The organism is Jeotgalicoccus sp. WY2 (genome assembly GCF_018437745.1).
Taxonomy (GTDB): domain Bacteria; phylum Bacillota; class Bacilli; order Staphylococcales; family Salinicoccaceae; genus Jeotgalicoccus; species Jeotgalicoccus psychrophilus.
On sequence record NZ_CP049818.1, the window covers coordinates 100385 to 127175 of the forward strand.

Sequence of the window (26791 nt, forward strand, 5' to 3'; positions counted from 1 at the left end):
TGGTTTAGGAGGAAACACATGAAGTTAGATGAATTTGATTTTCATTTACCCGAGCATTTAATCGGCCAGACACCGTTAAAAGAACGCACAAATTCAAGGACTGCTTGCTGTTAATAAAACGACAGGTGAGCTTACTGATAAGCACTTTTACGATGTCGCAGATTATTTTAAAGCTGGCGATGCACTTGTATTAAACGATACAAAAGTACTGCCGGCACGGCTGTTCGGCATAAAAGAAGAAACAGGCGCGAAAATTGAAATGCTGCTGTTAAAACCGCTTGATGACGGATATGAAGTGTTAATCCGTCCGTCGAAAAAAATCAGCATCGGTACGAGAGTTACTTTCGGCGAAGGTAAACTTGTGGCGGAATGTACAGCTAAATTCAAAGAAGGCATCCATCATATGAAATTAATTTATGACGGAATACTTGAAAATGTTCTGGACGATCTCGGTGAAATGCCGCTGCCGCCTTACATTAAAGAAAAACTTGAAGATCAAGATCGTTATCAGACTGTCTTTGCACGTGAATCAGGATCAGCCGCAGCACCGACAGCAGGACTGCATTTTACTGAGGAACTGCTTAAAGAAATTGAAGATAAAGGCGTTAAAGTTGTTTATATTACGCTGCACGTCGGACTCGGAACATTCCGACCAGTCGCAGCAGAAACAATCGAAGATCACAAAATGCACAGCGAATTTTACACGATGACATCAAGTGCAGCAGAAACATTGAACAATGCGAAAGCAGACGGCGGTAAAATTATCAGCGTCGGTACGACAAGTACACGCACGCTTGAAACAATTATCCATGACCACGGTGAATTTAAAGAAGCATCCGGATTTACTGATATTTTTATTTATCCCGGATTTGAATATAAAGCTGTGGACGTATTAATTACGAACTTCCATCTGCCAAAATCATCACTCGTTATGCTGGTCAGCGCGTTCAGTTCAAGAGAACACATTTTAAACGCATACGCACATGCAGTTGACTCGGAATACCGATTCTTTTCGTTTGGTGATGCGATGATATTATACTAAAGAATTTTACGGACGCGGATATTGAGGTTGGATATATGTTTGGTCTACGATGTTGAATGCGCGAGGTACTCCTGAAGCGTTTGGAGTACGATGTTGAATTGACAAGGTACTCCAGAAGCATTTGAAGTACGATGTGGAACTGACAAGGTACTCCTGAAGCGTTTGGAGTGCGATGTTGAATTGACAAGGTACTCCAGAAGCATTTGAAGTACGATGTGGAACTGACAAGGTACTCCTGAAGCGTTTGAAGTACGATGTTGAATGCGCGAGGTACTCCGGGAGCGTTTGGAGTACGATGTTGAAGTGACAAGGTACTCCTGAAGCGCTTGGAGTACGATGTTGAATCGACAAGGTATTCCTGAAGCGTTTGAAGTACGATGTGGACTCCACAAAATATTCCAGCTCAACTCAACTCCAACCCAGACACAATACCCCGCAGCCGCAGTAAATTAATAAAGAGGTGAACATCATGGCTATTCGCTATGAACATATTAAAACGTGCAAACAGACTGGTGCGCGTCTCGGTAAACTTCATACACCGCACGGTGTTATTGATACGCCGATTTTCATGCCGGTCGGCACGCTGGCAACAGTCAAGTCGATGTCACCGGAAGAGCTTGCTGATATTGGTTCGCAGATTATTTTATCGAACACATATCATTTATGGCTGCGTCCGGGTAATGACATTATTAAAGAGGCCGGCGGACTTCACAAGTTCATGAACTGGGATAAGCCGATTCTTACTGACTCAGGCGGTTTCCAGGTATTCAGCTTAAGCCACAGACGTCAGATTACCGAAGAGGGCGTGCGTTTCCGCAGCCATCTGGACGGCTCTAAATTATTTTTAGGACCTGAAGGCGCGATGGATATCCAGCACGACCTCGGCTCTGATATTATGATGAGCTTTGATGAATGTGCGGCAATTCCGTCGACACACGATTACGTAAAACAATCGGTTGAGCGTACGACACGCTGGGCTGAACGCGGTTTAAACCACCACGTTAAAAAAGGACACGATAAACACCAGGCGCTGTTTGGTATCGTCCAGGGCGGAGAGTATAAAGACCTCCGCGAACAGAGTGCCAAAGATTTAGTGTCTATGGACTTCCCAGGGTATTCTATCGGCGGCTTATCCGTTGGTGAACCGAAACCGGTCATGTACAAAGTACTTGAAGAAACTGTTCATTTATTACCTGAAGACAAACCCAGATATTTAATGGGTATCGGTTCGCCGGATGCATTAATTGAAGGGGTTATCCGCGGTGTTGATATGTTTGACTGTGTGCTGCCGACTCGTATTGCACGTAACGGCACAACGATGACTTCACAAGGGCGCGTCGTTGTAAAAAACAAAAAATTCGAGCGCGATTTTACACCGCTTGATCCCAACTGTGACTGCTACACATGTAAAAACTACACCCGCGCGTATCTCAGACATTTATTTAAAGCAAATGAGATTCTCGGATTGAGACTTACTACTTATCATAACTTGTATTTTCTGTTAAACTTAATGGAAGATGTTCGAACTGCAATTTTAAATGATAATTTATTGGACTTTAAAGAAGCATTTTTCGAATCTTATGGATTAAATAAAGAAAATCCGAAAAATTTCTAAGCAGGAGGAAATTGCGCAATGGAATTACTCGTAACTTTCGCACCGATAATCGTTTTAGTTTTAGTTATGTATTTCTTAATGATCCGCCCGGCTCAAAAGAGACAGAAGGCAGTTCAAGAAATGCAGGCTGGACTGCAAAAAGGCGATAACGTTATTACAATCGGCGGCATGCACGGCACTGTAGAATCATTTGATCAAAAACACATGTACTTACGTACAGATGAAGCAGCGGTTCTTAAATTTGACCGTGTTGCATTAAAAGAAGTTGTAAAATAAAAACAATGAAACCAAGTCGGCATTCGTCGGCTTTTTTTATTTATCTTTATAATTTTTAACGTTATAATTAACTCACTGTAAAAATTAGAGGTGGCCACGTGAAAAAGAAGTCTAGTAAATTAGTTATCGCTTTGATGATTGTTGTTGTACTGTTTACAACGATCGCATTAACGCTTAAAGATGTACTGAATGATGTGAATCTGGGGCTGGATCTTCAGGGCGGTTTTGAAGTGCTTTATCAGGTTGAACCGCTTGAAGAAGGGGATACGATTGATGATAATGCAGTCCGGAGTACAGCATCGACACTCGATTCCCGGGTCAATGTCCTTGGTGTATCAGAACCGAATATTCAAATTGAGGACAATAACAGAATTAGAGTACAGCTCGCAGGTGTTGAGGATCAGCAGGAAGCGCGCGAGCTGTTAAGCACGCAGGCGGAACTGACGATCCGTGATATTGATGATAATGTGCTGTTATCAGGGAAAGATTTAGTTCAAGGCGGAGCCTCACAGGGCTACGATGAAATGAACAACGCAATGGTGTCTTTAGAACTTCAAGACAGCAATAAGTTTAAAGAAGTCACTGAAGAAATTTCCAAGCGTCCGCCAGGTGAAAACCTGATGGTAATCTGGATGGACTTTGTCGAAGGTGAAGATTCATTTGCTGAGGAAGTCCAAAAAGAAAACCCGAAATTTATTTCTGCACCAACTGTATCACAGCCGATAAATTCCACCGACGTTATGATTTCCGGAGGATTTGACGGCCAGGAAGGTGTCGAACGTGCACAGAATATTTCATCACTGCTTAATTCCGGATCATTACCGGTAAAACTGGATGAAGTGTATTCGACATCTGTCGGTGCTCAGTTCGGTGAACAGGCACTTGATGAAACAGTGACAGCAGGCTTAATCGGGGTGGGTCTTGTATTCCTGTTTATGCTCGGATTTTACAGACTGCCGGGTCTTGTTGCAGTCATTACACTGACTGTCTATATCTTCCTCACAATCGCCGGCTTTAATGCTATCAGCGGAATGCTGACGCTGCCGGGAATTGCCGCTTTAATTTTAGGGGTCGGTATGGCAGTCGATGCGAATATTATTTTATACGAACGGCTGAAAGATGAACTGCGCATCGGCCGCAGCTTAAAGCAGGCTTATAAAAAAGCTGCGGCGTCGTCGTTATGGACGATAGTCGACGCTAACTTAACTACTTTAATCGCGGCAATAGTCCTATTTATTTTCGGGACGAGCAGTGTTAAAGGATTTGCGACGATGCTCCTCTTATCCATTTTAATGAGTTTCGTAACTGCAGTATTCCTGACACGTGTTATTATGTCGCTGATTGTACAGTCGAATTACGCCAACGATAAAAAAGGCTGGTTCGGAGTTAAGCAAAAAAACATTCATAATATTGCTGAAGGTAAAGATATTGAAGATTTATCATCTCCATGGGACCGCTTTGATTTCGTCAAGCATGCGAATAAGTTTTTCGCGCTGAGCGGACTCATCGTAGCTGCAGGATTAATCATTCTATTTATCTTTAAACTGAATCTCGGTATCGACTTTACCAGCGGTACGAGAGCAGATATTGTGACAGACGGGACTGCGACAGTGCAGCAGGTTGAAAGTGAACTTGAGACATTGGGCATACCGCCTGAAAACCTGACGATGTCAGGTGAAGATACAATTGTTGCACGCTATGGTACAGATCTTCCTCAGGAAGATGTCACAGCAATGCAGTCGCACTTCAATGAGCTTTATGGCAGTGACCCGATGGTCAGTACAGTCAGTCCGGTAATCGGACAGGAACTGGTGCAAAATGCGATTATTGCATTAATCATCGCTTCAATCGGTATTATCATTTATGCATCCATTCGTTTTGAATGGCGCATGGCAGTACCGGCAGTTCTTGCACTCTTGCACGATGTCTTTATCATTCTGGCAGTATTTTCAATCTTCCGCATCGAAGTGGACATTACGATAATAGCCGCAGTATTAACTGTAGTCGGTTATTCGATTAATGACACGATTGTAACGATGGACAGAATACGTGAAAATAACCGTAAGATTAAAGTAATCAGAAGTGAAGAGGAGATTAACGTAATTATTAACCGTTCATTAAGACAGACGGCAACGCGTTCAGTCAATACGATACTGACGGTGTTAATCGTCGTCATCTTCTTAGTGCTGTTCGGTGCGACGTCGATCTTTAACTTCTCACTGGCACTGTTAATCGGCCTCGTCAGCGGTGTGTATTCATCGTTCTTTATCGCGATTCAGCTGTGGGGCGTCTTAAAACGCAGACAGTTTAGAAAATCGGCTGGAGAAATTGTAGTCTACAGTGAGAAATCAAAAAATGATGATAAAGTGTTAGTATAAGAATAGTAAATCAAAACGTCCGGGTGCGCCTGGACGTTTTTTAAAAAGGTGATAATTATGTTTACATCAAAATATACATGGCAGGTAAGGGAACGTACTGATAAGTTAAGTGAAGATATTAAAAAAGAATATAAATTAAATAATCTTGAAACGACGCTGCTGGAAAACCGCGGTTATAATACTCCGGATAAAGTCGATGAGATTTTAGCGCCGGCGGAATACAACTGGCAATATATACCGAATATTAATGAAGGTGCTGAAGTGATTCAAAAACATCTCGAAAGTGAATCGCGTATTTTAATTTACGGTGACTATGACGCGGACGGTATTACCAGTACAACGATTCTTTACGATGCACTGAAAGAGCAGAACGAGAATGTTTTTTACTTTATCCCTAACAGAATGGAACACGGTTATGGGCCGAACTATGACTTTTTTGAATTTGAAGTCGTCGGCAATGCGGATCTTGTCATTACTGTCGATAATGGAGTTGCAGCAGCGAAAGAAATTGCACTGCTCCGTGAAAATAACATCGATGTGGTGATTATTGATCACCATGCTTTTGCCGATGAAATTCCGGATGCTGTAATCGTTCACGCAGGATATCCTGAAAGTAAATATCCATTCCAGGAACTTGCCGGTGTTGGTGCTGCATACAAAGTACTTGAAGCGCTGAATCTTCAGAAAGATAAATATCTCGGTCTTGTTGCGATCGGTACAGTCGCAGATATCGTCTCGATGACAGATGAAAATAAATCTCTTGTGACAAAGGGGCTCGCAGTGCTCAATCAGCAAATGCCGCTCGGTTTATCGACACTCTTAAAAATGAGTAATCACTCAGGTACAATTGATGAGGAAACAATCGGCTTTACCATTGCACCGAGATTAAATGCGACAGGACGAATGGACGAAGCTTCGATCGGTGTGGAACTGTTAATGGCCGATGATGAAAACCGTGCATATGAAATTGCTTCCGGCATTGAAGAGTTGAATACCGAAAGAAAAGCGCTCGTTGAAATGATATATAAAGAGGCATCAGCACAGGTCGATCAAAATAATGAAATCAATATTGTGACAGGTGAAGACTGGCATCAGGGTGTACTTGGAATAGTCGCATCAAGACTGGTCGATCAGTTCGGCAAACCGGCAATTGTAATGAGCAGTGACTTTGATGTATTTAAAGGTTCCGCGCGGTCTATCGAAGGCATCGACCTGCTCGGAGTACTGAAAGAACATCAGGATTATTTCCAAACGCTCGGCGGTCATTCACAGGCGCTCGGTTTATCCGTGTACGAAGATTCGCTTAATGAATTTAAAGAAACAGTAACTGCGCATTTTAATAACCTTGAATTGAATTTAAAACCGATCCAGTATATTGATTATAAAATTACGAATGATAATTTAACGCTGAAAGATTTTGAGAAAATCCGGAGATTAAAACCCTTCGGTAAAGACTTTAACAAGCCGGTATTTATGATCACGAATCAAACGGTTAAAAGTATCCGTCAGGTCGGCAAGGATTTATCTCATATTAAAATTACACTGCAGGAACTAGATATTGATATTATCGGCTTTAAATTTGGATTTCTGCACAATGAAGTGCAGGCCGGAGATAAAATCAGTCTGATCGGTTCTTTAAACATTAATGATTTTAATCATAAACGCACACTTCAGATGGTGCTCCTTGATGCACGTATCGACGATTTGCAGATTATTGATATGCGTGCGAAGAACGAACAGGATTTTTCATTGATAAAACAAGATGCTCTGTTTGTCACAAGTGAAGATATTAACGGTAAAGATAATTACTTCACATACGGCGAGTCACTGCCGATTGCGGTCAGCACTTTAGTACTCAGGGATATACCTTACGACATCGAAGAACTGAAGACGACGATGAAAGGGCTGCAGGCATCTAAAATTATCGTAATCTTCAACGATAAAAATGAATTATTCTTTGAAGGACTGCCGTCTAAACAATTAATTGAAACTGCGGATGAAATAATAATGAAGGCAAAAGATGGAGCGATTGATTTATCTATTCATGCACCGCATCTTGCTGAAAGAATAGGCACATCGATGAGAAACTTAAAAATTATTATCGATATTTTAGCAGATTTGTCACGAATTCGTCTCGAAAATGGTATAGTATATAAGGATGAAGTACAGAGCTCAATTAATATAGAAAACAGTCAATATTTAAAACGCTTAACTACTAAAATTGAAGCCGAAGCCAAACTTAAAATGTCTTCCGGCCAAAATATGAAAGATTATTTACGTACATTAATTACAACGTAAATTGGAGGAAATTATGGATTTAAAACAGTATGTATCAGAAGTTGAGAACTGGCCAAAAGAAGGTGTCAGTTTTAAAGACATCACTACAATTATGGATAACGGTCCTGCATATAAATATGCAACTGACCAGATTGTAGAGTACGCCGATCAGAAAAATGTCGATATCGTTGTCGGACCTGAAGCGCGCGGATTTATTATCGGATGTCCGGTAGCCTACAGCATGGAAATCGGCTTTGCACCGGTGCGTAAAAAAGGCAAATTACCTCGCGAAGTTCTGGAGTTCGAATACGAACTTGAATACGGCACAAACGTGCTGACAATGCACAAAGATGCGATTAAACCTGGTCAGCGTGTACTGATTACGGATGACCTACTGGCAAACCGGCGGTACGATCATGGCAACGATTAAATTAATCGAAGCAATGGGCGGGATTGTAGCCGGAATTGCATTCCTTATTGAGCTTGAGTATTTAAACGGAATGGAATTACTGGAAGGTTATGATACAATTTCATTAATCAAGTACGAAAGTTAAGCAAAGCCTGTATTTACAGGCTTTTTTCTTTATAGTGCTGTTTCTTTAGGCATATATTTGTAGTATTATTATTTTATATCTAAATTTCAGAGAAGGGTGGCGTGATCATGGATAAGGAATACCCGTATGAAGCAGAAGATGTTTTTAAAATGTGTGGCGAGTATCTTGATGACAGCGATATGCAGATGATCAAAAAAGCATATGAGCTGGCACATGAAGCACACGAGGGACAATTCCGTAAGAATGGTCTGCCATATATTGCACACCCTGTACAGGTTGCGGGAATTTTAGCAGAGCTGAAACTCGATGCACCGACAATTGTTGCAGGATTTCTGCATGATGTCGTTGAAGATACCCAGTACACATATGATGATTTAATCGGCATGTTCAATGAAGAAGTGGCGATTATCGTAGATGGTGTCACAAAACTTGAAAAAGTAAAATATCGTTCTCAGTTGGAGCAGCAGGCTGAAAATCACCGTAAATTGTTTATCGCCATTGCAAAAGATATTCGCGTGATTTTAGTTAAACTTGCAGACCGTCTGCATAATATGCGTACGCTGAAAGCAATGCCTGAAGAAAAACAGGTCCGCATCTCGCGTGAAACGCTGGAAATATATGCACCGCTCGCTCATCGACTTGGTATTTCAAGTATTAAATGGGAGCTTGAAGATACAGCACTCAGATACATAGAGCCAGGACAGTATTTCCGTATTGTCAGTCTGATGAAAAAGAAACGCAGTGAACGTGAAAATGTTATTGATGAAGCAATCGAAAAAATAGATTCAGAGCTTGATGACAGTTCGGTGGAACATAACTTATCCGGACGACCGAAACATATATACAGTATTTATAAAAAGATGCAGAAACAGTCAAAACAGTTCGAACAGATATTTGATCTGCTCGCAATCCGCGTACTCGTCAACGACGTGAAAGATTGTTATGCTGCGCTCGGTATTATTCATACAATATGGCGTCCGATGCCGGGCAGATTTAAAGACTATATTGCAATGCCAAAACCGAATATGTACCAGTCGCTTCATACGACGGTAGTCGGACCGAACGGCGACCCGCTCGAGATTCAGATTCGTACGCATGAAATGCATGAAATCGCAGAGCATGGTGTTGCTGCACACTGGGCATACAAAGAAGGTGTCGATGCAGACAAAGTATCACTCGATGCACGCCTTGACTGGTTTAAAGATATCGTTGGCAACGAGACGGATAATCCTGATGCAGAGGAATTTATGGCTGCCTTGAAAACCGATCTTCTGAGCGATAAAGTCTACGTCTTTACACCGGACGGTGACGTTATTGAACTGCCGCAGGGTGCAATTCCGATTGACTTTGCTTATCAGGTTCACTCTGAAGTAGGAAACAAGATGGTCGGTGCTAAAGTAAACGGCAAAATCGTTCCAATTGACCATGAGCTTGAAACAGGCGATATTTTAGAAATCAGAACGAGCAAACAGTCGTACGGACCGAGTATCGACTGGCTGAAAATGGTCAAAACATCGAGTGCGCGCAATAAAATCCGTTCATTCTTTAAGAAACAGGACCGTAAAGTAAATATTGACAAAGGACGTCAAGCTGTCGATCTTGAAATTAAATCACGCGGCTATAATCCAGATGAAGTCATTCACGATTCTAACGTAGACAGTGTGCTTGCACGGTATAACCTGCATGAAGAAGATGATCTGTTTGCGATGATCGGCTTTGGCGGAGTGACAGCGAAGCAGGTGACGAACCGCCTCCTTGAAAAAATTAAGGAAGCAGAACTGAAATCAAATCAGATTGAAGAGATTGACCGCAGGCATCATTATAAAGAAATTACGACAGAGTCCGGGTCTATGTTGAAGGCATGGATAATATGCTTATCAATTTATCCAAATGCTGCAATCCCATTCCGGGAGATGACATTATCGGTTATATAACGAAAGGTCACGGTGTCAAAGTACACGTTGCAACCTGTCCGAATATTATGCATGAAACTGAGCGTCTGATTGATGTTGAATGGGTCGGCAATAAGAGTGTCGATAAGCGGTATCAGGTCGATCTCGAAGTTACAGGTTACGACCGCAACGGACTGGTAAATGAAATTTTGAATTTAATTTCCAGTTTGAAAGTGCCGATTACACGAGTTAACGGACACGCAGACGAAACGAAACAGGCGAAAGTCAGCTTATCAATTATGGTGCCGAACAAACATGAACTGCACCGCGCAGTCGACAGAATTAAACAATTAAAAGACATATACAGCGTAGAACGCATATTTAAGTGAGGTATAGAGATGAAAATCATTTTACAGAAAGTTTCACACGCACTGGTTGCCAACAACGAAATGTTTAATGAAATAAATGACGGCTACTGCTTATTAGTCGGTGTCAGCAAATCATCTACTGAAGACGATGCCCGCATTCTTGCAAGAAAGATTGCCAATGCCCGTATTTTTGAAGATAAAGACGGTAAAATAAATTTATCGATAAAAGAAGTCGGCGGAGAAATTTTAAGTGTGTCGCAGTTTACACTGTACGCATCCACTTTAAAAGGCAACCGTCCAAGTTTTACCGAAGCGGCTTCAGGCGAAGATGCGCGAGTACTGTATAAAGTATTTAACGAAGCACTTCGCGCTGAAGAGATAGTCGTTAAAGAAGGCTTTTTCGGTGAACATATGGATGTGAGGCTGACGAATGACGGTCCTATTACGATTATTTACGAAGCCCGTGGCGGTAAAGTTATCTGATGGATTCATTTAAATCAATCTTCAAAAAAACTGCGGAAGCAATCAGCTATTTCCTCAAGTACAAAAAACACCTGTACATTAAACCGCTCTTTTTTATAATCATTGCTCTTGGTATAGTGCTGATTTCGGTTTACGTTTATAAAAATGTAATACATGAACCAGAAAAATTAATTACTATGGACTTCAAAGGTAATGATGCAGCAGTCAGTTATGATTTCAGCGGTACAACAGTAGCACTTGATCCAGGACACGGCGGAGAAGACCCCGGTGCGCCGAGCAATTACGGCGAGGACGAGGATTATGTAGTGTTTTCAATCGCTTCACAGCTTGAGAGTCAGCTGACTGCAGCGGGAGCAGAAGTCATTATGACCCGCGGGGCAAACGAAACTGTCAGTCTCGATGATCGTAAGGTCGAGGCGGATTTATTTATCAGTCTGCACAGTGATGCATTTGACGATCCCGCAATCTCAGGATTTACAACATTTTATGCTTATCCGAACCAGGAAGATTTCGGCAAACATTTAAATGCCGCACTCGATGAGCATTCTCTTCTGTATAACCGCGGCAATCAGGTCATGGAGTATCAGGTGGTCTGGCAGCTCGATTATCCCGGAGTATTAATTGAACTCGGCTATTTAAGTAATGAGTTCGATGATTATATTTTAAATCAGGAAGAATATCAGGGCGAAATGGTTACGGCAATTATGGAAGGCATAGACAGTTATTTATCACGTTAGCTTGACAAAGATAAGCAATCTGACTATTATAAAGAGAATAATTCAACTTAATACATTTACTTCTTAACGAAGAGAATATCAATAATGAGACACAGAGAAATTCACCTTGGCTGAAAGTGAATACTTCAAATGATATTTGCCGACACTTCGGTGATAGAAGCTGTATATACAGCGGTCACAGCCGTTATCTGTAATAGAGAGTACTTTTGTGCTGAACTTAGGGTGGCAACACGACCATTTCGTCCCTTATACCGTTTTTCGGTATAGGGGACTTATTTTTTTATAAAAAAATCAGGAGTGATAATTATGATACAGGTACCAAGAGGCACACAGGACATCTTGCCAAAAGATTCATATAAATGGCAGTTTATCGAGAAAAAACTTCACGAAATTGCGAAAAATTATAACTACGATGAAATTCGTACACCGATGTTCGAATCGACTGAGCTGTTTGTCAGAGCAGTAGGGGGCTCAACGGATATAGTAAATAAAGAAATGTATACATTTCAGGATAAAGGCGACCGCAGCTTAACACTGCGTCCGGAAGGTACTGCACCGGTAGCACGCAGCTACATTGAAAATAAAATGCAGCACAACGTTGAACAGCCGGTTAAATTATTCTATGTAGCGCCGATGTTCCGCTATGAACGTAAACAAAAAGGGCGTTATCGCCAATTTGTACAGTTTGGTGTTGAGGCAATCGGTGTTGAAGATCCGCTGATCGATGTAGAAATTCTAAGTATGCTGATGCACATTTACCAGTCATTCGGCCTTAAAAATCTGAAGCTGGTCATTAACTCCATCGGTGATATTGACAGCAGAGCACAATATAACAAAGCTCTTGTAGAGCACTTCTCTCCGCGTATCGATGAGTTCTGTCACGACTGTCAGATGCGTATTGATTCAAACCCAATGCGTATTCTCGACTGTAAAAAAGATCGTGATCACGAGCTTGTTAAATCAGCACCGCGTATTTACGATTATTTAAATGATGAGTCAAAAGAATATTTTGAAACGGTTAAGTCAAAACTTGACGAACTGGATATTAAATACGAAGTCGATTACAATCTCGTACGCGGACTCGACTATTATACGCACACGGCGTTTGAACTGATGAGTGATGCTGAAGGCTTCGGCGCCATTACGACATTATGCGGGGGGGACGCTACAATGGTCTCTTAGAAATGATAGATGGTCCTGATAAGACTGGGATCGGCTTTGCTTTAAGCATTGAGCGTCTGCTCCTGGCACTTGAAGCAGAGGGCATCGATATTCCAGAAAATAAAGGTATCGATATTTATGTCTGCACAATGACTGATCAAGCACGTGATACTGCAGGTACACTGCTTCACAAATTACGTTCCCGCGGTGTCAGTGCGGATATGGACTACGAAAACCGTAAACTGAAAGCACAGATGAAAGATGCTGACAGAAAAAATGCGCGCTATACTATCGTACTTGGCGAAGATGAATTAAACAGCCGTCAGGCAGACCTGAAAGAAATGGCGACAGGTGAAACAGAGAAATTATCATTTGAAGAAATAATTAATACACTGGAGGAAATATAGATGACAAGAATATATTCCAATGAAGTGACTACAAAAACAGTTGAAGAATCAGTTCATCTGCAGGGCTGGGTACAAAAAAGACGTGACCTTGGCGGATTGATTTTTATCGATTTAAGAGATAAAAACGGGCTGATTCAAGTGGTCTTTAACCCTGACGTATCTAAAGAAGCGTTAACGATTGCCGATAAAATCCGTACAGAATTCGTCGTTGATATTAAAGGTACTGTTAAAAAACGTGACGCAAAACAGATTAACAAAAATATTGAATCCGGTGAAATAGAAGTTTATGCTGAAGAAATTGAAATTTTGGCGAAAGCTAAAACACCGCCATTCCAAGTAAGTGACGATAATATTAATGAAGATACGCGTCTGAAATACCGTTATATTGATTTACGCCGTCCAAAACTGCAGGGGATTTTAAAAACACGTTCTAAAATTAATAAAGCAGTCAGAGACTTTTTAGCTCAGGAAGATTTCATGAATATTGAAACACCTGTACTGTCTAAATCAACACCTGAAGGTGCGCGTGACTATTTAGTGCCGTCACGTGTTCACCCGGGTGAGTTTTACGCCTTGCCGCAGTCACCGCAAATTTACAAACAGCTGTTAATGCTGTCGGGGATGGAACGCTACTACCAGATTGTTAAATGTTTCCGCGATGAGGACCTCCGTGCTGACAGACAGCCTGAGTTTACACAAATCGATATTGAGAAATCATTCACCGATCAGGAAGATATTATCGACATGAACGAGCGTCTGATTCAGTATGTGATGAAAACGGTTAAAGGTCTCGACATTCCTGCACCGTTTCCGCGTATTACGTATGATGACGCAATGGCACGCTACGGTGTAGACAAGCCGGATACACGCTTTGGACTGGAACTTCAGGATTTAAGCGAATTCAGCAGCACCGTTGACTTTAAAGTATTTAAAGCAGCGGTTGAATCAGGCGGTTCTGTTAAGGCGATTGTTGTAGAAGGCGCTGCACCTGATTTTTCGCGTAAAGACATCGACAAACTTGAAGCATTCGTGAAAAACTACGGAGCAAAAGGTCTTGCGTGGATGAAAGTAAATGAAGACGGACTGCAGGGGCCGATTGCTAAATTCTTCGACGATGAGAAGAAACAGGAATTGTCTGAAACACTGTCTCTGAAAACTGATGATCTTGTATTATTCGTAGCAGATAAAGACTCCGTTGTACATGCAGCACTCGGCAACCTGCGCAATAAACTTGGTAAAGACCTTGGATTAACTGATAAAGAACAGTTTAACTTTATCTGGGTTACTGACTGGCCATTATTCGAATACGACGAAGATCTCGGACGCTACTTTGCAGCACATCATCCGTTTACTTCGCCTAAAAAAGAAGATATCGACAAGCTTGAAACTGCACCGCATGAAGTTAAAGCGAATGCATATGATATCGTACTGAATGGCTATGAACTTGGCGGGGGCTCTATCCGCATCAGTGATGCAGAACTGCAGGAGAGAATGTTCAGAGCACTTGGTTTCACTGATGAAGAACGAGACAGCCAGTTCGGTTTCCTGATTGAAGCATTCCAGTACGGCGCACCGCCGCACGGCGGAATTGCATACGGTCTTGACCGTTTTGTAATGCTTTTAACAGGTTCTGATAATATCCGCGACGTTATTGCATTCCCTAAAACACAAAATGCGAGCGATCTGATGATGAATGCACCGTCAGATGTATCGGCAGCACAGTTAAAAGAACTTCATATCGACGTGGCAGTTGATAAAGACTAAGAGAATTGGGTAAACTAAGATTGTATGATCTTAGTTTATCTTTTTTATTTTGAAGGAGGCGTATATGCAGTCATTTCTTGATCCAAATGCACAGACGGTACAGATAGGTGATTTCAACCATGTGAGCTATCTGCTTGGTATATCAATTATTTTATTTTTACTGTTTAAATTTCGGAATCAGATTAAAGAAAATTCCGGGCGTGTAATGATCGGTATATTGATTTTTGCTGTAGTTCAGCGAATCGTAAGTGTCAGTTATTACCTTATAATCGGTGAGTTTACTGTAACAGATTCACTCCCTCTGCATATCTGCAGACTAGTGTGTTACTTAATCATTATTCAATTTTTCATTAAAAAGAAATGGCTCGATCAGGTAATTTTCTATTTCGGATTATTTGCATATGCATCTTTCGTATACCCTGTTGGTATTTCACCGGCACTGCACATGGGGTATGTCGTTCTTTATGCTGCACAGTTTGATTATCGTTTATCCGATTATCCGGTATTTTACAAACGGATTTGTGCCGTCACTTAGAGGGGCATTCCAGTCCGCAATATTATTTGCTGTTTATTTAACCGGTATGCAGCTCTTGAACAACGCTATCGGCAGCAATTATTTCTATACAGAAGACAGACCATTTTTGCATGATTTGAGCGAGCCGGTTTATTTCTCTTTGAATATGTTCGGGATAGGAATCGGCTTTGTGATTGTCGCATTAATTGTTCGTTTAAGTGTTAATTTATTTAACAGCAGAAAAAATAAAACTGAAAACACAAAAGAGGAAACACCGGTATAAAACTGGTGTTTCCTTTAGTATTTACCAGAGTTTAAAGCCTTTGGCTCCTGGAATTTCTTCTGTAAACATTTGTGTAATCGGTACTGTATATGCAATCAGTATAAGGAATATTGTAATAATAATTAACAAGCGCCAGTTTTCCACCCATTTAACAACAGGTGCGTCCTGGTCCATAAACATTGCTACCGGGAATTCTTCAATGTCATCTGCTTTAGGGCCGGTAATCAATTTTAAGAACATCAGAATTGCGATAATGATTGCGATAAACAGAAATGATCCGCCGACAGCCTGCATGACCTGATAGGTAATCCATTCTGTGGCCACTTCAGCTCCGCCGTACTCTGAATATGTAGAGCGTCTTGGTGCGCCGCGAAGGCCAGCCCAGTGCATCGCCAATGACATGATTCCCATGCCGAGCGCCCAAGTGTAGGCGAGGAACAGGCCAAGTCTGTTAGCAATTTTATCGATTTTTCTGCCTGTAATGTGCGGCAGCAGGAACAGCATTGCAGCGAAATATGTCAGAATAACCGGCGCACCAACTGTAATATGGAAGTGTCCGACAATCCATATTGTATTGTGAACGACCTGGTTCATCTGGCCTGAGGCATTAATAATACCGCCGAGACCGCCTGGAATGAAGAACAGCATACCAATGAATACGAGTACGAAACGTGCATCTGTCCAAGGAAGCTTTTTAAACCAGTCAAGCAGTCCTTTAGCGCCCTGTTTGCGTCCGTATGTTTCAAATACAGCAAACATACTGAATGCAGTCATCAGTGAAGGAATGATGACCATAAACGTCAGTACAACCTGCAGACCTTTCCAGAATGCATCGATTCCCGGATCCACCAGCTGGTGGTGAATACCGACGGGAATACTGAAAAATAAAAACAGCACGAAAGAGACACGGGCCAGGTTATCAGAAAAACCTTTTGTCCCGAGTACTTTCGGAATTACTGCGTACCATACCATATAGGCAGGGAGCAGCCAGAAGTAAACGAGCGGATGTCCGAAGTACCAGAATAAAGTACGGCTCAGCGTAATGTTAATCGTTTCAACCCAGCCGAGTGACCATGGAATAAACTGGAATATTACAGTAGTTGCCACACCGATAGTACAGACGATCCACATGACATTGTTAATTGCAGTCATATAGCTTAAGAGCGGTGTTTTATGTCCTTTGTTTTCTTTACGCCATCTGAAATATCTCATCAGCTGTCCGGCAACTGAAACCCATGTGCCGACAATAACAAGTGTGAGGCCGATGTAGTGAAGAACATGCGCCTGCAGCGGTGCGTAGAATGTATATAAAACAGATGCTTCATTCATTGCGATCATTGCAGCGGACATTAAGGTTCCGACTGTCATTACCCAGAAACCAATCCAGCCGAGCGTACGCTCTTTATTGTTAAATGCTCCTGCAGTTCTCGACAAGGCTGCGATCTGAAAACCCATGATGAAAAAGAATGTCATTACGAGCGCAAGGATTACACCGTGCAATGTTAATAGCTGATAGTAGCCGATGCCAAACGGCAATTCAAAATGGCCGGAACGGACGAGTGTCTGCAAGAGACCGGCAGTGCCGCCGATTAATAAAGCAAAAGCGACCCAGAACATGTTCGCTAAGACGAGTTTTCCATCTTTCGGATTTACTCTTGTCTTACTTGAGAAAATTTCAGAACCGGTATAGTTAGTCATGATCCGTACCTCCATCTACTACTTTCAGCGTCGATGTCATATCCGTATGGCCGACGCCGCAATATTCATTACAGACGATAAGATGCTCACCGGGATCATCAAATGTCATCTCATATGTAGAAATTAAGCCCGGTTCCGCCATCATATTAATGTTCGTGCCAACCACTTGAAAACCGTGAACAACGTCAGGACTGGTCACGTGTATTTTTACGGTAGAACCTGCAGGGATTTCGACTTCCCCTGGTTCGTACATAAAAGCACTGGCGATAAAGTACAGATCATAGTCGTAATCGCCTTCAGTTGCTTTCTTCAAGCCCGGCTCACTGAACCGTGCATCTTCACGGATATGTTCCGGATGAATTGTTTCAATACCGCTTGCAGCCGGCGTATGTCCGCCGTGAACAGCTGAAATACCTAAAATAATTAAAAATATTGCAAGAGAAGCTGTTCCTAAAGAAATCCATATCTTTTCGTATTTATGCATATCGGTTCACCTTACATCCTTCCATAAATATATAAATACAGCGAACCAGCTTAAAAGCATCAGTCCGCCAATTGCCATAACCATCATAAAGGTACCTCGTAAATCAAGTTGTGATGATCATCTTCATCGTGCTTTTCTTCTTCTTTTTTTCTGTCCTGTTCTTCAGCTATGATTTCACCTTCTTTTTCAGACGTTTTGTATAGGTAAATTGTAAAATTCTTTCATTATAAAAAAGTGATAAATCTCACATTTTGTGATAATATTTAAGCAAATGACGAGGGAGCAGAAAATGACTAATAAAATAATTTTTACCCTGACGAGCTCATTAGCCAAATCGAAAAAAACGGTAATAGAATTACGTTTAAGAAGGGTGAGTTTATATACCATCCGGGCGATCCGACTGCTTATATTATATCATTCAAAAAGGACAGGTTTTTATCAGCAGAATGCATGCAGAGGGTGCAGAACTCGCAACCAGCCTGCTAAAGGAAAAAGGGATATTCGGAGCAGTGACGCTGTTTTGCGGGCCTAAGGCGCATACAGCTTCAGCGAAGGCGAAAACTGATATTACGGTATACAGACTTCCTCAAAAGAGTTTGAAGGGCTCGTTTTAAATAACGAAGAAATAAAAACAGAGTGGATGCGCTGGATAGAAATAGACCGTCAGCGCGCGATTACGAAAATACGTGATAGCGTAATATACGGCAAACTCGGGGCGTTGTGTTCGAATTTAAACCGGCTGTCGAATTCTTTTGGAGAAACAGTTCCGGAAGGGATCCGTATTACTATAAAAATTACGAATCAGGAACTCGGACTGATTTGCGGCACGTCGAGAGAAGTCATAAACAGACTGCTCGGGGATCTTAAAAGACAAGGGGTTATATCTGTCGAGCAGAAGATAATTACGATACATGACATGGATAAATTACGTCATTTAATCAACTGTGAAAACTGTCATATAGATGTGTGCCAGTTTTTTAAAGCGCTTTCATGCTTTTTAGTTTACATATAAAAATATATGGTATTATTAAATTAATAGAAAATCCTGAAGAGTTCGTGATGTGTTGACTTATATTTTGACCTAACACTTTTTTTCGGGAGCTTAATTGGTTTTCCTTCAAAAAACAAGCCTATGAACGTAATAGGACGTTTGGAGTTGGAAACAGGGCACCCACCTGCAAATAGCAGGCCAAAATAATCAACTATAACACACGGCTTACATTGGGTATTTCGGTAGCCACCAAGTTTACTTGGTGGCTATTTTTATGTAGTTTTTATGTGTTTTCTAAAAATTAATAATTTTACTCGAGTTATTATAAAAGTTATATAGAGCGCGCGCTACCGTGAGATTTCGGTGGCGCGCATTTGGTTTTGGTGCCACCGTGGAACTCACTGACCGGTGTAGTGGGTTTACTCAGTCAATGAGCGATGATTATTTCCATAATAAGTATTAAGGACATTAAAAAATCCCGCCAAAAAGGACGGGGTTTAACTAAAACTATTTCTTTCTTCCCGTAATCTGAGTCTTTGTTCATTTTCTTCAAATTATGATAAGTCTCGTTCAGCGATGCTTCGTATTGCTGATGCCGTCGTCTTTATAGTAGCGCTGATTAATCAGCGTGTCAGGCAGATATTGCTGAGCGACGACGTGGTTTGGATGATTGTGAGGGAATTTGTAACCAACCGCATTGCCGAGCTCTTTAGCACCTTTGTAATGACCATCGCGAAGATGTCTCGGCACGGCGCCGCTGCGGCCTTTTCGTACGTCTGACAGTGCATTATCGATACTTGAGATGGCTGTATTCGATTTTGGTGAGAGTGCGAGTTCAATAACTGCCTGCGATAAAGGGATTCTCGCTTCCGGGAAACCAAGCCGCTCTGCACTGATAATTGCATCGAGTGTGCGTGATGCGATATTTGGATTAGCTAATGATACGTCTTCGTAACTGATAACTAGGAGGCGTCTTGCTATCGTCACAAGATCTCCTGCTTCAATCAGTCGCGCGAGATAGTGCAGTGAGGCATCGACGTCACTGCCGCGGATCGATTTTTGCAGCCCGCTCATAACATCGTAGTGCATGTCGCCGTCTTTATCATGCAGAAATGCAGCTTTCTGCATGCAGTCGAGTGCGTCCTTGAGTGTTATTTTAATTACTTCATCATCGTTTTTTTCAGTGCTTAAAGCTGCAAGTTCGAGCGCGTTTAGTGCGCTTCGGACGTCACCATGGGCTGATGTGACAAAGTGTTCAACAGCGTCGTCTTCTATTTCGATATTGTATTCACCGAGTCCGCGTTCTGCATCGTTTAAAGCACGGTGAATGGCAGTTTTTATATCTTCAATATCAGCGGTTCAAGTTCGAAGATTTGAGTTCTCGAACGGATGGCAGGGTTAATGGCATGAAAAGGATTGGATGTTGTGGCTCCGATTAAAATAATCGTGCCTTTTTCAAGATGCGGAAGCAGGAAATCCTGTTTCGCCTTATCGAGTCGATGAATTTCATCAAGCAGCAGAATAACGCTGCCGCTCATTTTCCCTTCTTCTGCAACAATTTGCATATCTTTCTTTGTATCCGTCACGGCGTTCAGCGTGCGGAATTTATATTTAGTTGAACCTGCAATCGCGCTGGCGATACTGGTTTTACCAATGCCGGGCGTCCGTACAGTATCATAGAAGACAGTCGTTTCGCATCGACCATTCTTCTGATAATACCGCCTTTTCCGACAAGATGCTGCTGGCCGAGGACTTCGTCAATCGACTCGGGGCGCATACGGTAACTTAATGGTTTTTATTCATAGTATTTCACCTTATTTTAAAAGATATGTTATATTTAATTATAATATAAAAAGTACATGAACTAAAATTATTGAGGTGTAACAATGAAAATATCCACAAGAGGAAGATATGGTTTATATTTTATGCTGACGCTTGCGAAAGATTACGGCGTTAAAAAACGCAGTGTAAAGTCTGTCGCAACAGAGCGCGACATCAGTGATCTCTATTTAGAGCAGATTGTTGCCAACTTAAAGAAGACGGTCTGGTTAAAAGTACGAGAGGTGCTTACGGCGGCTATGAGCTGAATTTTGCCCCCGACGAAATTACAGTTGGTCAGGTATTCAGTGCAGTTGAAGAAAATATTGATTGTCGATGCTGATAACCATGAAACTAAAAATGAAAGTTTCCTGTGGAAACGTATCAGAGATGCAGTGAACGATGTGCTGGATCATACGACCCTGCACGATATCGTCGATAATGATACGGACGACTTCGACGGCTATATGTTCTATATTTAATAATACTAATAAAAATCGCACCTGACTCGTATACGAGCAAGTGCGATTTTTAATTTAAAACCGTCCGGATTTAACGATAGACCATAACAGCCATGCGAACATACCCATAGCAAATATCGCGGCGATTTCTATAATCGGAATTCTGAAGATGATACTGCCTTCACCGAGTATTGCCGAACCGACGATTAAGCCGACCATTACTATACTGAAAGCGAGGAGCACAATACTGAACGACAGTCTGTTAATGACTCTGTCGAGATGCTTTGAAAACTGCGATCGTCCTTTAACATCGATTTCAATCGGCAGGTTCTGGTTTTTAAGTCCTTTGGAGAACGTATGGACATTTTCTGTCACTTCTCTTAACTCGTTGGCAAGCTGCTGTACTTCATCGATTTGGAAGTTCAGCAGATTTTTCGGATTGTAGCGTTCCAGCATAAGTGCTTTACCGAATGGTTCGGCAACATCCATAATACTGAAATCCGGATCCAGCTGACTGACAACACTTTCCAGTGTTAACAGGGTTTTCGCCAGAATAGTAAAGTCCTGCGGCAGTTTAATTTTATACTTATTGGAAATCCCGAATAAGTCATTTACTGCTTCGCTGAAATTGAGTTTTGCCAGCGGCACATCGTAATACTTGTCCCGCATAATCTCTGCTTCGCGGTTTAAGTCCCGCATCGATACGTCACTCGGGACAACACCCATTTTAACAATCGCTTTGACAATCCCGGAGGAGTCTTTTCGCATCAGTGATATGAGCAGGGAACCGAAGTTGTTTTTCAAATCGCTGGTCAGCCTGCCGATCATCCCGAAGTCTAAAAAGACGAGCGTGCCGTCTTCTAAAACACGTTTCCGGGATGCGGGTCGCCGTGGAAATATCCTTCTTCAAAAATCTGCTGGAATATTGCTTTTGCCAGAGTATCTGCAAGTTCACTCCTGTTAATATTCATCTCATCAAGCTTGTCAAAGTGATTTACAGGTATACCTTTAATGAAATCCATCGTCATGACATTTTTTGTAGAATATTCCCAGTATATTTCAGGGATTTTTATATTGGCGTCATTTTTGTGAGTTTTCCCTATACGTTCAACATTACGTGCTTCGATTGTATAGTCGAGCTCATTAATCAGCGCATCGGAAAATTCTTCAATCATGTCGGTCACCTGATAGTTACGTGCCCATTCCAGATTGGATTCAGCAAGCGCCAGATGACGGAGTATTTCAAGATCTGTACGGACAGTTTTTTCAATGTTTGGACGCTGAACTTTTACAGCTACATCCTCGCCGGTGTGCAGCATTGCACGGTGAACCTGCCCAATTGACGCTGAACCGACAGGCTCATCATCAAATATCATAAAGAGCTTATCAATCGGTGCTTCGAGTGATTCCTCAATTAATCTGCGTGCTTCAGCTGCCGGGAAGGGTGCCACATGGCTTTGAAGCTTTTCCAGTTCTTTAATTAAGTCAGGCGGAAGCAGATCGGCTCTCGTTGAGGCAATCTGTCCGAGTTTAATAAATGTCGTGCCCATCTCTTCGATAAAGATGCGAATTCTTTCTGCATACGTTTTCTCGAGAACGTCATTATTCTGCTGGCGCATTAAAATACGCTTAGGCAGTGAAATCACACGGTCCAGGCCGATTTCTTCTATAAGGAAGCCGAGTCCGCTTTTTGAAAACTGCATTGCAATTTCGCGGTATCGGTTAATATAATTTACCCGTGTCTGAAGACTCATATGCCTGTCACTCCTAAAATTTAAATACTACTTTCCATTATAGATGTGCACGTATTTTAGTTAAAGGATAATCCCTTAGAAAAATTCCTTGAATAACGCTCTGATTGAAGGTTTGTGATGTTCAGTCTTAATAGCGAACATCATGCTGTACTCTGTAGAGCCCTGATTCATCATGCGAATGTTTACTTTTTCTGCTGCGAGAGCAGCCGTAACGCGGCTGACAATACCAATCTGGCGTGCCATACCAAGTCCGACGATAAAGAGCAGACTCAAATCTTCTTCAACTTCAATCCATTCAGGTTCAAGCTGCAGATTTATTTCCTCTATGATTTTATCGAGTGAGTTATTATTTTCAAACTGATTCGAGCGCATGATAATAGAAATATCATCGATACCTGAAGGCATATGCTCATAAGAAATCTGATAGTCTTCAAGAATCTGCAGGATACAACGTGTAAAACCAATTTCTTTATTCAAATATTTGTGCAGTGAGATTGAAGTAAATCCTTCATCACAGCTGAAACCGATAACTGGAATATCCGGATCAAGCGTGCGCTCCGGAACAATTTTTGTGCCTTCGATATGGGGTTCATTCGTATTGCGGATCATTACCGGGATTTTTTCCTGATACAGCGGCTCAAGGGCCTCATCGTGGAAAATACCGAAACCGGCATATGCCAGTTCACGCATTTCTCGGTAAGTAATCTCTTCGATTTTATACGGATTATCGATAATACCGGGGTGAGCTGCGTAAATGTGTGACTCATCCGTATAGTTTTCGTAAATATCCGCACCGATGCCGCGTGCAATAATTGCCCCAGTAATATCGGAGCCGCCGCGTGCAAAGGTCACGATATTGCCGTTGTCTGCGATGCCGTAAAAGCCCGGGATAATAAGGACGTCTTCCGGGTAGTCTTTTAATTTATTAATATCATCGTATGACGCCGGAATTAAACGGGCATTTGCCGGTGTGTTTGTCACTTTAATACCAGCTTCTTCAGGCGATACGTACTTCGCACGGATGCCAAGCGAATTTAAGTATGCAGTAATCAGACGGGCATTGAAATCTTCACCACGCGATTTCAGCGCATCGAGCAGTACAGCGTTATCATCAATTGTATTTAAGTAATCCGATAAAATACGCTCGAAATCATCGAGCAGCGACGGATCGATTGATAATTCTTCACTAATTGATTTATACCGTTTTATTTCTTTTAAAGCGTCATCGGTATCAATGCCCGCAACTTTATTTGTGTACAGTGCGATAAGCATGTCGGTCACTTTAACATCATCATCGTGACGTTTACCGGGTGCGCTGACAACAATTGTTTTAATATCTTTATCGTTTTGAACTATGGATGCGACTTTCTTTATTTGACTTGCATTAGATAGGGAACTTCCACCAAATTTAGCTACTTTCAATTAACACCTTTTTTTATTAGTTTAGCTGATTATTACATGAAAAGATTAGAAAAGTGTAGAGTTTTCTGAATAATCACTTGAGTTTTTTTACGAACCGCTCTAATATGAGTATTTATACTAATTAATATTGGAGGTCACTATGGATAAGAAAATTGCTTTACTCGGCATGGGCACCGTGGGCAGCGGTGTCGTTAATTTAATACGAGAAAACGAAGATTTGATACATTCATCGACAGGGGTGAGCTTTAAAATTACCCATGTTCTGGTTACGGATACGACGAAAACCAGAACTGCTGATGTATCAGGGATTCGGGTGACCGATGATATTACCGAAATTGAAAATGCAGATATTGATCTTGCTGTCGAAGTAATGGGCGGTATTGACAGCACGAAAGATATTATTAATAAATTTTTAGAAAAAGGCATACCGGTTGTAACAGCGAACAAAGATATGCTTGCTGTGCATATAGATGAGCTTGAGAATACGGCTGCACAAAATAATACGGTTTTATATTATGAAGCGGCAGTAGCGGGGGGTATTCCGATTATTCATACGATGTTGCACAGTTTAAATGCCAATAAGATTTCAAAGGTTATGGGTATTTTAAATGGTACGACAAACTATATTTTATCGAAAATGGCATTTGACGGCTGGGACTACGATGATGCATTGAAAGATGCACAGGCCATCGGCTATGCTGAAGCGGATCCGACGGCTGACGTTGAAGGTATTGATGCCGCACGTAAAACACTGCTTCTTGCACGTCTCGCATTCGATAAAAAATTTACGCTCGATCAGGTGAAATTAAACGGTATTTCCACTGTGGATATAAAAGATATTGAGCTTGCCAAAAGTGCTGGTTTAACATTAAAGCTGCTCGGTGTCGCTGAAGATATCGAAGGCAAATACAATCTTGCAGTTGAACCGATATTCGTTGAAACAACACATCAGCTGGCGAATGTGCACTATGAAAAAAATGCTGTGTTCGTTAACGGCAACATGATCGGCGAAGCAATGTTCTACGGCCCAGGTGCAGGCAGCTATGAGACTGCTTCAGCTGTAGTCAGTGACATGATTAACAGTGCTGTGATTCAAACGGCAGCGAAAAATGTACCTGAAGAAAACGGTATGCTGTCTGAAGAACTTCCAGACAGCGCGTATTATTTAAGATTTAACGAATCTTTACATGATGTTCAAGCATTTTTATCATCGCTTGATGTGCAGTTTGATATTATTGATACACAGGAAGTTACATTAAGAACAGTTAAAATGAGCGGAACAGTATTACAAAAAATTAAAGATGCATTTGCAGTTGAAGCAGTGTATAAAATAAATGGAGCTGAATAATAATGACGTGGCAAGGTGTCTTAAAAGAATATAAAGAATATTTACCTGTAACAGAAAACACACCGGAACTGACTTTGTATGAAGGAAATACTCCATTGATTAAACTTGAAAAGATTTCTCTGCAGCTCGGTATTGAACTGCATGCCAAGTTCGAAGGTTTAAATCCGACAGGTTCATTTAAAGACCGCGGCATGGTGCTCGCAGTCGCTAAAGCGAAGGAGAACGGTGCACATACTGTAATCTGTGCGTCCACTGGTAATACTTCTGCAGCAGCTTCTGCCTATGCAGCACGCGCAGGTTTAAACTCAATCGTTGTGCTGCCTGAAGGGAAAGTGGCTCTCGGCAAAGTAACGCAGGCGATGATGTCTGGTGCGAAAACAGTAACGATTGAAGGAAACTTTGATGATGCACTAAAAATTGTGCGTAAAATTTCTGATGACAACGAAGGCATCGAACTCGTTAACTCGTTGAATCCATACCGTATCGAATGCCAGAAAACAGCTTCATTTGAAGTCGTTGATGCTTTAGGAAAAGCGCCGGACTATTTATGTATTCCTGTCGGCAATGCTGCAAATATTGCGGCTTACTGGAAAGGATTTAAAGAATATATGAGAAAAAAGGGTCATCGCTGCCGAAAATGTACGGCTTTGAAGCAGAAGGCTCAGCAGCAATCGTGCAAGATAAAGTTATCGAAAATCCTGAAACTGTCGGAACTGCAATTCGTATCGGCAATCCGGCCAGCTGGGATAAAGCAGTAGCGGCACGCGATGAGTCAGGCGGTAAAATTGATTCTGTGACTGATGAAGAAATCCTCTCTGCATATAAACTGGTCGCATCAACAGAAGGCGTATTCTGTGAACCGGGTTCAGCTGCCTCACTTGCAGGTGTCATTAAATCAGTTGAAAACGGGAGTATTGAAAAAGGGTCGACAGTCGTTACTGTATTGACAGGCAACGGTTTGAAAGATCCAGATACAGCGATGGAAGTTGCACTGGATCAGCCGAAGAAATTACCGCTGGATGAAGAAATTATCGTTGAATATATTGAAAGTTTAGAACAGTAAA

The 26791-nt window shown here is 41.7% G+C and carries 17 protein-coding genes, 1 other RNA gene and 7 pseudogenes; 19 read left to right on the forward strand and 6 right to left on the reverse strand.

Annotated features, from left to right (window positions below; all coding sequences use genetic code 11):
- The first annotated feature begins 18 nt into the window (after window positions 1-18).
- The 13 genes and pseudogenes from queA to G4D76_RS00610 all read left to right on the forward strand — a co-directional run bounded on the left by queA (window position 19) and on the right by G4D76_RS00610 (window position 15751).
- Window positions 19-1042 (forward strand): annotated as a pseudogene (gene queA, locus G4D76_RS00550) (tRNA preQ1(34) S-adenosylmethionine ribosyltransferase-isomerase QueA).
- Window positions 1043-1508: 466 nt separating this feature from the next.
- Window positions 1509-2657 carry a tRNA guanosine(34) transglycosylase Tgt gene (gene tgt / locus G4D76_RS00555; protein ID WP_305794285.1) on the forward strand — a complete coding sequence of 383 codons (1149 nt, stop codon included), beginning with the start codon at window positions 1509-1511 and terminating at the stop codon, window positions 2655-2657.
- A gap of 18 nt (window positions 2658-2675) precedes the next feature.
- Window positions 2676-2933, forward strand: coding sequence for a preprotein translocase subunit YajC (gene yajC / locus G4D76_RS00560; RefSeq protein ID WP_026858242.1), 258 nt, complete (start codon window positions 2676-2678; stop codon window positions 2931-2933).
- Window positions 2934-3031: 98 nt separating this feature from the next.
- A complete protein-coding gene (gene secDF / locus G4D76_RS00565) occupies window positions 3032-5311 on the forward strand; it encodes a protein translocase subunit SecDF (protein ID WP_213810256.1) in 2280 nt (759 codons plus the stop codon).
- Between the two features lie 57 nt (window positions 5312-5368).
- Entirely contained in the window at window positions 5369-7609 is a 2241-nt protein-coding gene (gene recJ, locus G4D76_RS00570) for a single-stranded-DNA-specific exonuclease RecJ (protein WP_213810257.1), read from the forward strand.
- A 13-nt stretch (window positions 7610-7622) separates the two neighbouring features.
- Window positions 7623-8142 (forward strand): annotated as a pseudogene (locus G4D76_RS00575) (adenine phosphoribosyltransferase).
- Window positions 8143-8249: 107 nt separating this feature from the next.
- Window positions 8250-10423, forward strand: a pseudogene (locus G4D76_RS00580) (bifunctional (p)ppGpp synthetase/guanosine-3',5'-bis(diphosphate) 3'-pyrophosphohydrolase).
- 9 nt (window positions 10424-10432) lie between these two features.
- A complete protein-coding gene (gene dtd / locus G4D76_RS00585; RefSeq protein WP_213810258.1) occupies window positions 10433-10885 on the forward strand; it encodes a D-aminoacyl-tRNA deacylase in 453 nt (150 codons plus the stop codon).
- Window positions 10885-11622 (forward strand): N-acetylmuramoyl-L-alanine amidase family protein, encoded by a 738-nt coding sequence (locus G4D76_RS00590; protein ID WP_213810259.1) that lies wholly within the window; start codon window positions 10885-10887, stop codon window positions 11620-11622. Before dtd ends, G4D76_RS00590 begins: the two co-directional genes overlap by 1 nt.
- A gap of 306 nt (window positions 11623-11928) precedes the next feature.
- Window positions 11929-13190: pseudogene (hisS, locus tag G4D76_RS00595) on the forward strand (histidine--tRNA ligase).
- The gene (gene aspS, locus G4D76_RS00600) at window positions 13191-14954 is read left to right on the forward strand and encodes an aspartate--tRNA ligase (protein ID WP_213810260.1); all 1764 of its coding nucleotides are present in this window, start codon (window positions 13191-13193) and stop codon (window positions 14952-14954) included.
- Between the two features lie 64 nt (window positions 14955-15018).
- Window positions 15019-15489 carry a TMEM164 family acyltransferase gene (locus G4D76_RS00605; protein ID WP_213810261.1) on the forward strand — a complete coding sequence of 157 codons (471 nt, stop codon included), beginning with the start codon at window positions 15019-15021 and terminating at the stop codon, window positions 15487-15489.
- Complete coding sequence (locus tag G4D76_RS00610) at window positions 15476-15751, forward strand: hypothetical protein (protein WP_213810262.1); 276 nt, start codon at window positions 15476-15478, stop codon at window positions 15749-15751. Before G4D76_RS00605 ends, G4D76_RS00610 begins: the two co-directional genes overlap by 14 nt.
- Before the next feature lie 21 nt (window positions 15752-15772).
- Here the strand turns inward: G4D76_RS00610 and G4D76_RS00615 are convergent, their stop codons facing one another.
- Window positions 15773-17449 carry a b(o/a)3-type cytochrome-c oxidase subunit 1 gene (locus G4D76_RS00615; RefSeq protein WP_213810263.1) on the reverse strand — a complete coding sequence of 559 codons (1677 nt, stop codon included), beginning with the start codon at window positions 17447-17449 and terminating at the stop codon, window positions 15773-15775.
- Window positions 17442-17933 (reverse strand): cytochrome c oxidase subunit II, encoded by a 492-nt coding sequence (locus G4D76_RS00620; protein ID WP_026858231.1) that lies wholly within the window; start codon window positions 17931-17933, stop codon window positions 17442-17444. Before G4D76_RS00620 ends, G4D76_RS00615 begins: the two co-directional genes overlap by 8 nt.
- 380 nt (window positions 17934-18313) lie before the next feature.
- On the opposite strand from G4D76_RS00620, the gene G4D76_RS00625 reads away from it, so the two are divergent.
- From G4D76_RS00625 to ssrS, 3 genes are all read left to right on the forward strand, one after another.
- Window positions 18314-18547 carry a cyclic nucleotide-binding domain-containing protein gene (locus G4D76_RS00625; RefSeq protein ID WP_213810952.1) on the forward strand — a complete coding sequence of 78 codons (234 nt, stop codon included), beginning with the start codon at window positions 18314-18316 and terminating at the stop codon, window positions 18545-18547.
- Window positions 18548-18573: 26 nt separating this feature from the next.
- Entirely contained in the window at window positions 18574-18945 is a 372-nt protein-coding gene (locus tag G4D76_RS00630; protein ID WP_213810264.1) for a helix-turn-helix domain-containing protein, read from the forward strand.
- 27 nt (window positions 18946-18972) lie between these two features.
- Window positions 18973-19165, forward strand: a non-coding RNA gene (gene ssrS / locus G4D76_RS00635) — 6S RNA.
- Between the two features lie 303 nt (window positions 19166-19468).
- On the opposite strand, the pseudogene G4D76_RS00640 reads toward ssrS, so the two are convergent.
- Window positions 19469-20701, reverse strand: a pseudogene (locus tag G4D76_RS00640) (replication-associated recombination protein A); the annotation flags it as partial.
- A gap of 109 nt (window positions 20702-20810) precedes the next feature.
- Here G4D76_RS00640 and G4D76_RS00645 point away from each other — a divergent pair.
- Window positions 20811-21224 (forward strand): annotated as a pseudogene (locus G4D76_RS00645) (Rrf2 family transcriptional regulator).
- 54 nt (window positions 21225-21278) lie between these two features.
- Here the strand turns inward: G4D76_RS00645 and G4D76_RS14015 are convergent.
- From G4D76_RS14015 to G4D76_RS00655, 3 genes are all read right to left on the reverse strand, one after another.
- Window positions 21279-22007 carry an AarF/ABC1/UbiB kinase family protein gene (locus G4D76_RS14015; RefSeq protein ID WP_250130057.1) on the reverse strand — a complete coding sequence of 243 codons (729 nt, stop codon included), beginning with the start codon at window positions 22005-22007 and terminating at the stop codon, window positions 21279-21281.
- Window positions 22008-22063: 56 nt separating this feature from the next.
- Complete coding sequence (locus G4D76_RS14020; RefSeq protein WP_250130058.1) at window positions 22064-22957, reverse strand: ABC1 kinase family protein; 894 nt, start codon at window positions 22955-22957, stop codon at window positions 22064-22066.
- A gap of 75 nt (window positions 22958-23032) precedes the next feature.
- Window positions 23033-24379 carry an aspartate kinase gene (locus G4D76_RS00655; protein ID WP_213810265.1) on the reverse strand — a complete coding sequence of 449 codons (1347 nt, stop codon included), beginning with the start codon at window positions 24377-24379 and terminating at the stop codon, window positions 23033-23035.
- Between the two features lie 139 nt (window positions 24380-24518).
- Between G4D76_RS00655 and G4D76_RS00660 the strand changes: the two genes are divergently transcribed.
- Both G4D76_RS00660 and thrC read left to right on the forward strand, forming a co-directional pair.
- Entirely contained in the window at window positions 24519-25727 is a 1209-nt protein-coding gene (locus G4D76_RS00660) for a homoserine dehydrogenase (protein WP_213810266.1), read from the forward strand.
- A gap of 2 nt (window positions 25728-25729) precedes the next feature.
- Window positions 25730-26790 (forward strand): annotated as a pseudogene (thrC, locus tag G4D76_RS00665) (threonine synthase).
- The last annotated feature ends 1 nt before the right edge of the window (window position 26791 follow it).

What these genes read in the sequence shown, in the direction of transcription:
- aspS (WP_213810260.1), top strand. Translation starts at nt 13,191, where the DNA reads ATGACAAGAATATATTCCAATGAAGTGACTACAAAAACAGTTGAAGAA.
- yajC (WP_026858242.1), top strand. Translation starts at nt 2,676, where the DNA reads ATGGAATTACTCGTAACTTTCGCACCGATAATCGTTTTAGTTTTAGTT.
- G4D76_RS14020 (WP_250130058.1), bottom strand. Translation starts at nt 22,957, where the DNA reads ATGAGTCTTCAGACACGGGTAAATTATATTAACCGATACCGCGAAATT.
- G4D76_RS00590 (WP_213810259.1), top strand. Translation starts at nt 10,885, where the DNA reads ATGGATTCATTTAAATCAATCTTCAAAAAAACTGCGGAAGCAATCAGC.
- G4D76_RS00605 (WP_213810261.1), top strand. Translation starts at nt 15,019, where the DNA reads ATGCAGTCATTTCTTGATCCAAATGCACAGACGGTACAGATAGGTGAT.
- G4D76_RS00615 (WP_213810263.1), bottom strand. Translation starts at nt 17,449, where the DNA reads ATGACTAACTATACCGGTTCTGAAATTTTCTCAAGTAAGACAAGAGTA.
- G4D76_RS00630 (WP_213810264.1), top strand. Translation starts at nt 18,574, where the DNA reads ATGCGCTGGATAGAAATAGACCGTCAGCGCGCGATTACGAAAATACGT.
- G4D76_RS00620 (WP_026858231.1), bottom strand. Translation starts at nt 17,933, where the DNA reads ATGCATAAATACGAAAAGATATGGATTTCTTTAGGAACAGCTTCTCTT.
- dtd (WP_213810258.1), top strand. Translation starts at nt 10,433, where the DNA reads ATGAAAATCATTTTACAGAAAGTTTCACACGCACTGGTTGCCAACAAC.
- G4D76_RS00660 (WP_213810266.1), top strand. Translation starts at nt 24,519, where the DNA reads ATGGATAAGAAAATTGCTTTACTCGGCATGGGCACCGTGGGCAGCGGT.
- recJ (WP_213810257.1), top strand. Translation starts at nt 5,369, where the DNA reads ATGTTTACATCAAAATATACATGGCAGGTAAGGGAACGTACTGATAAG.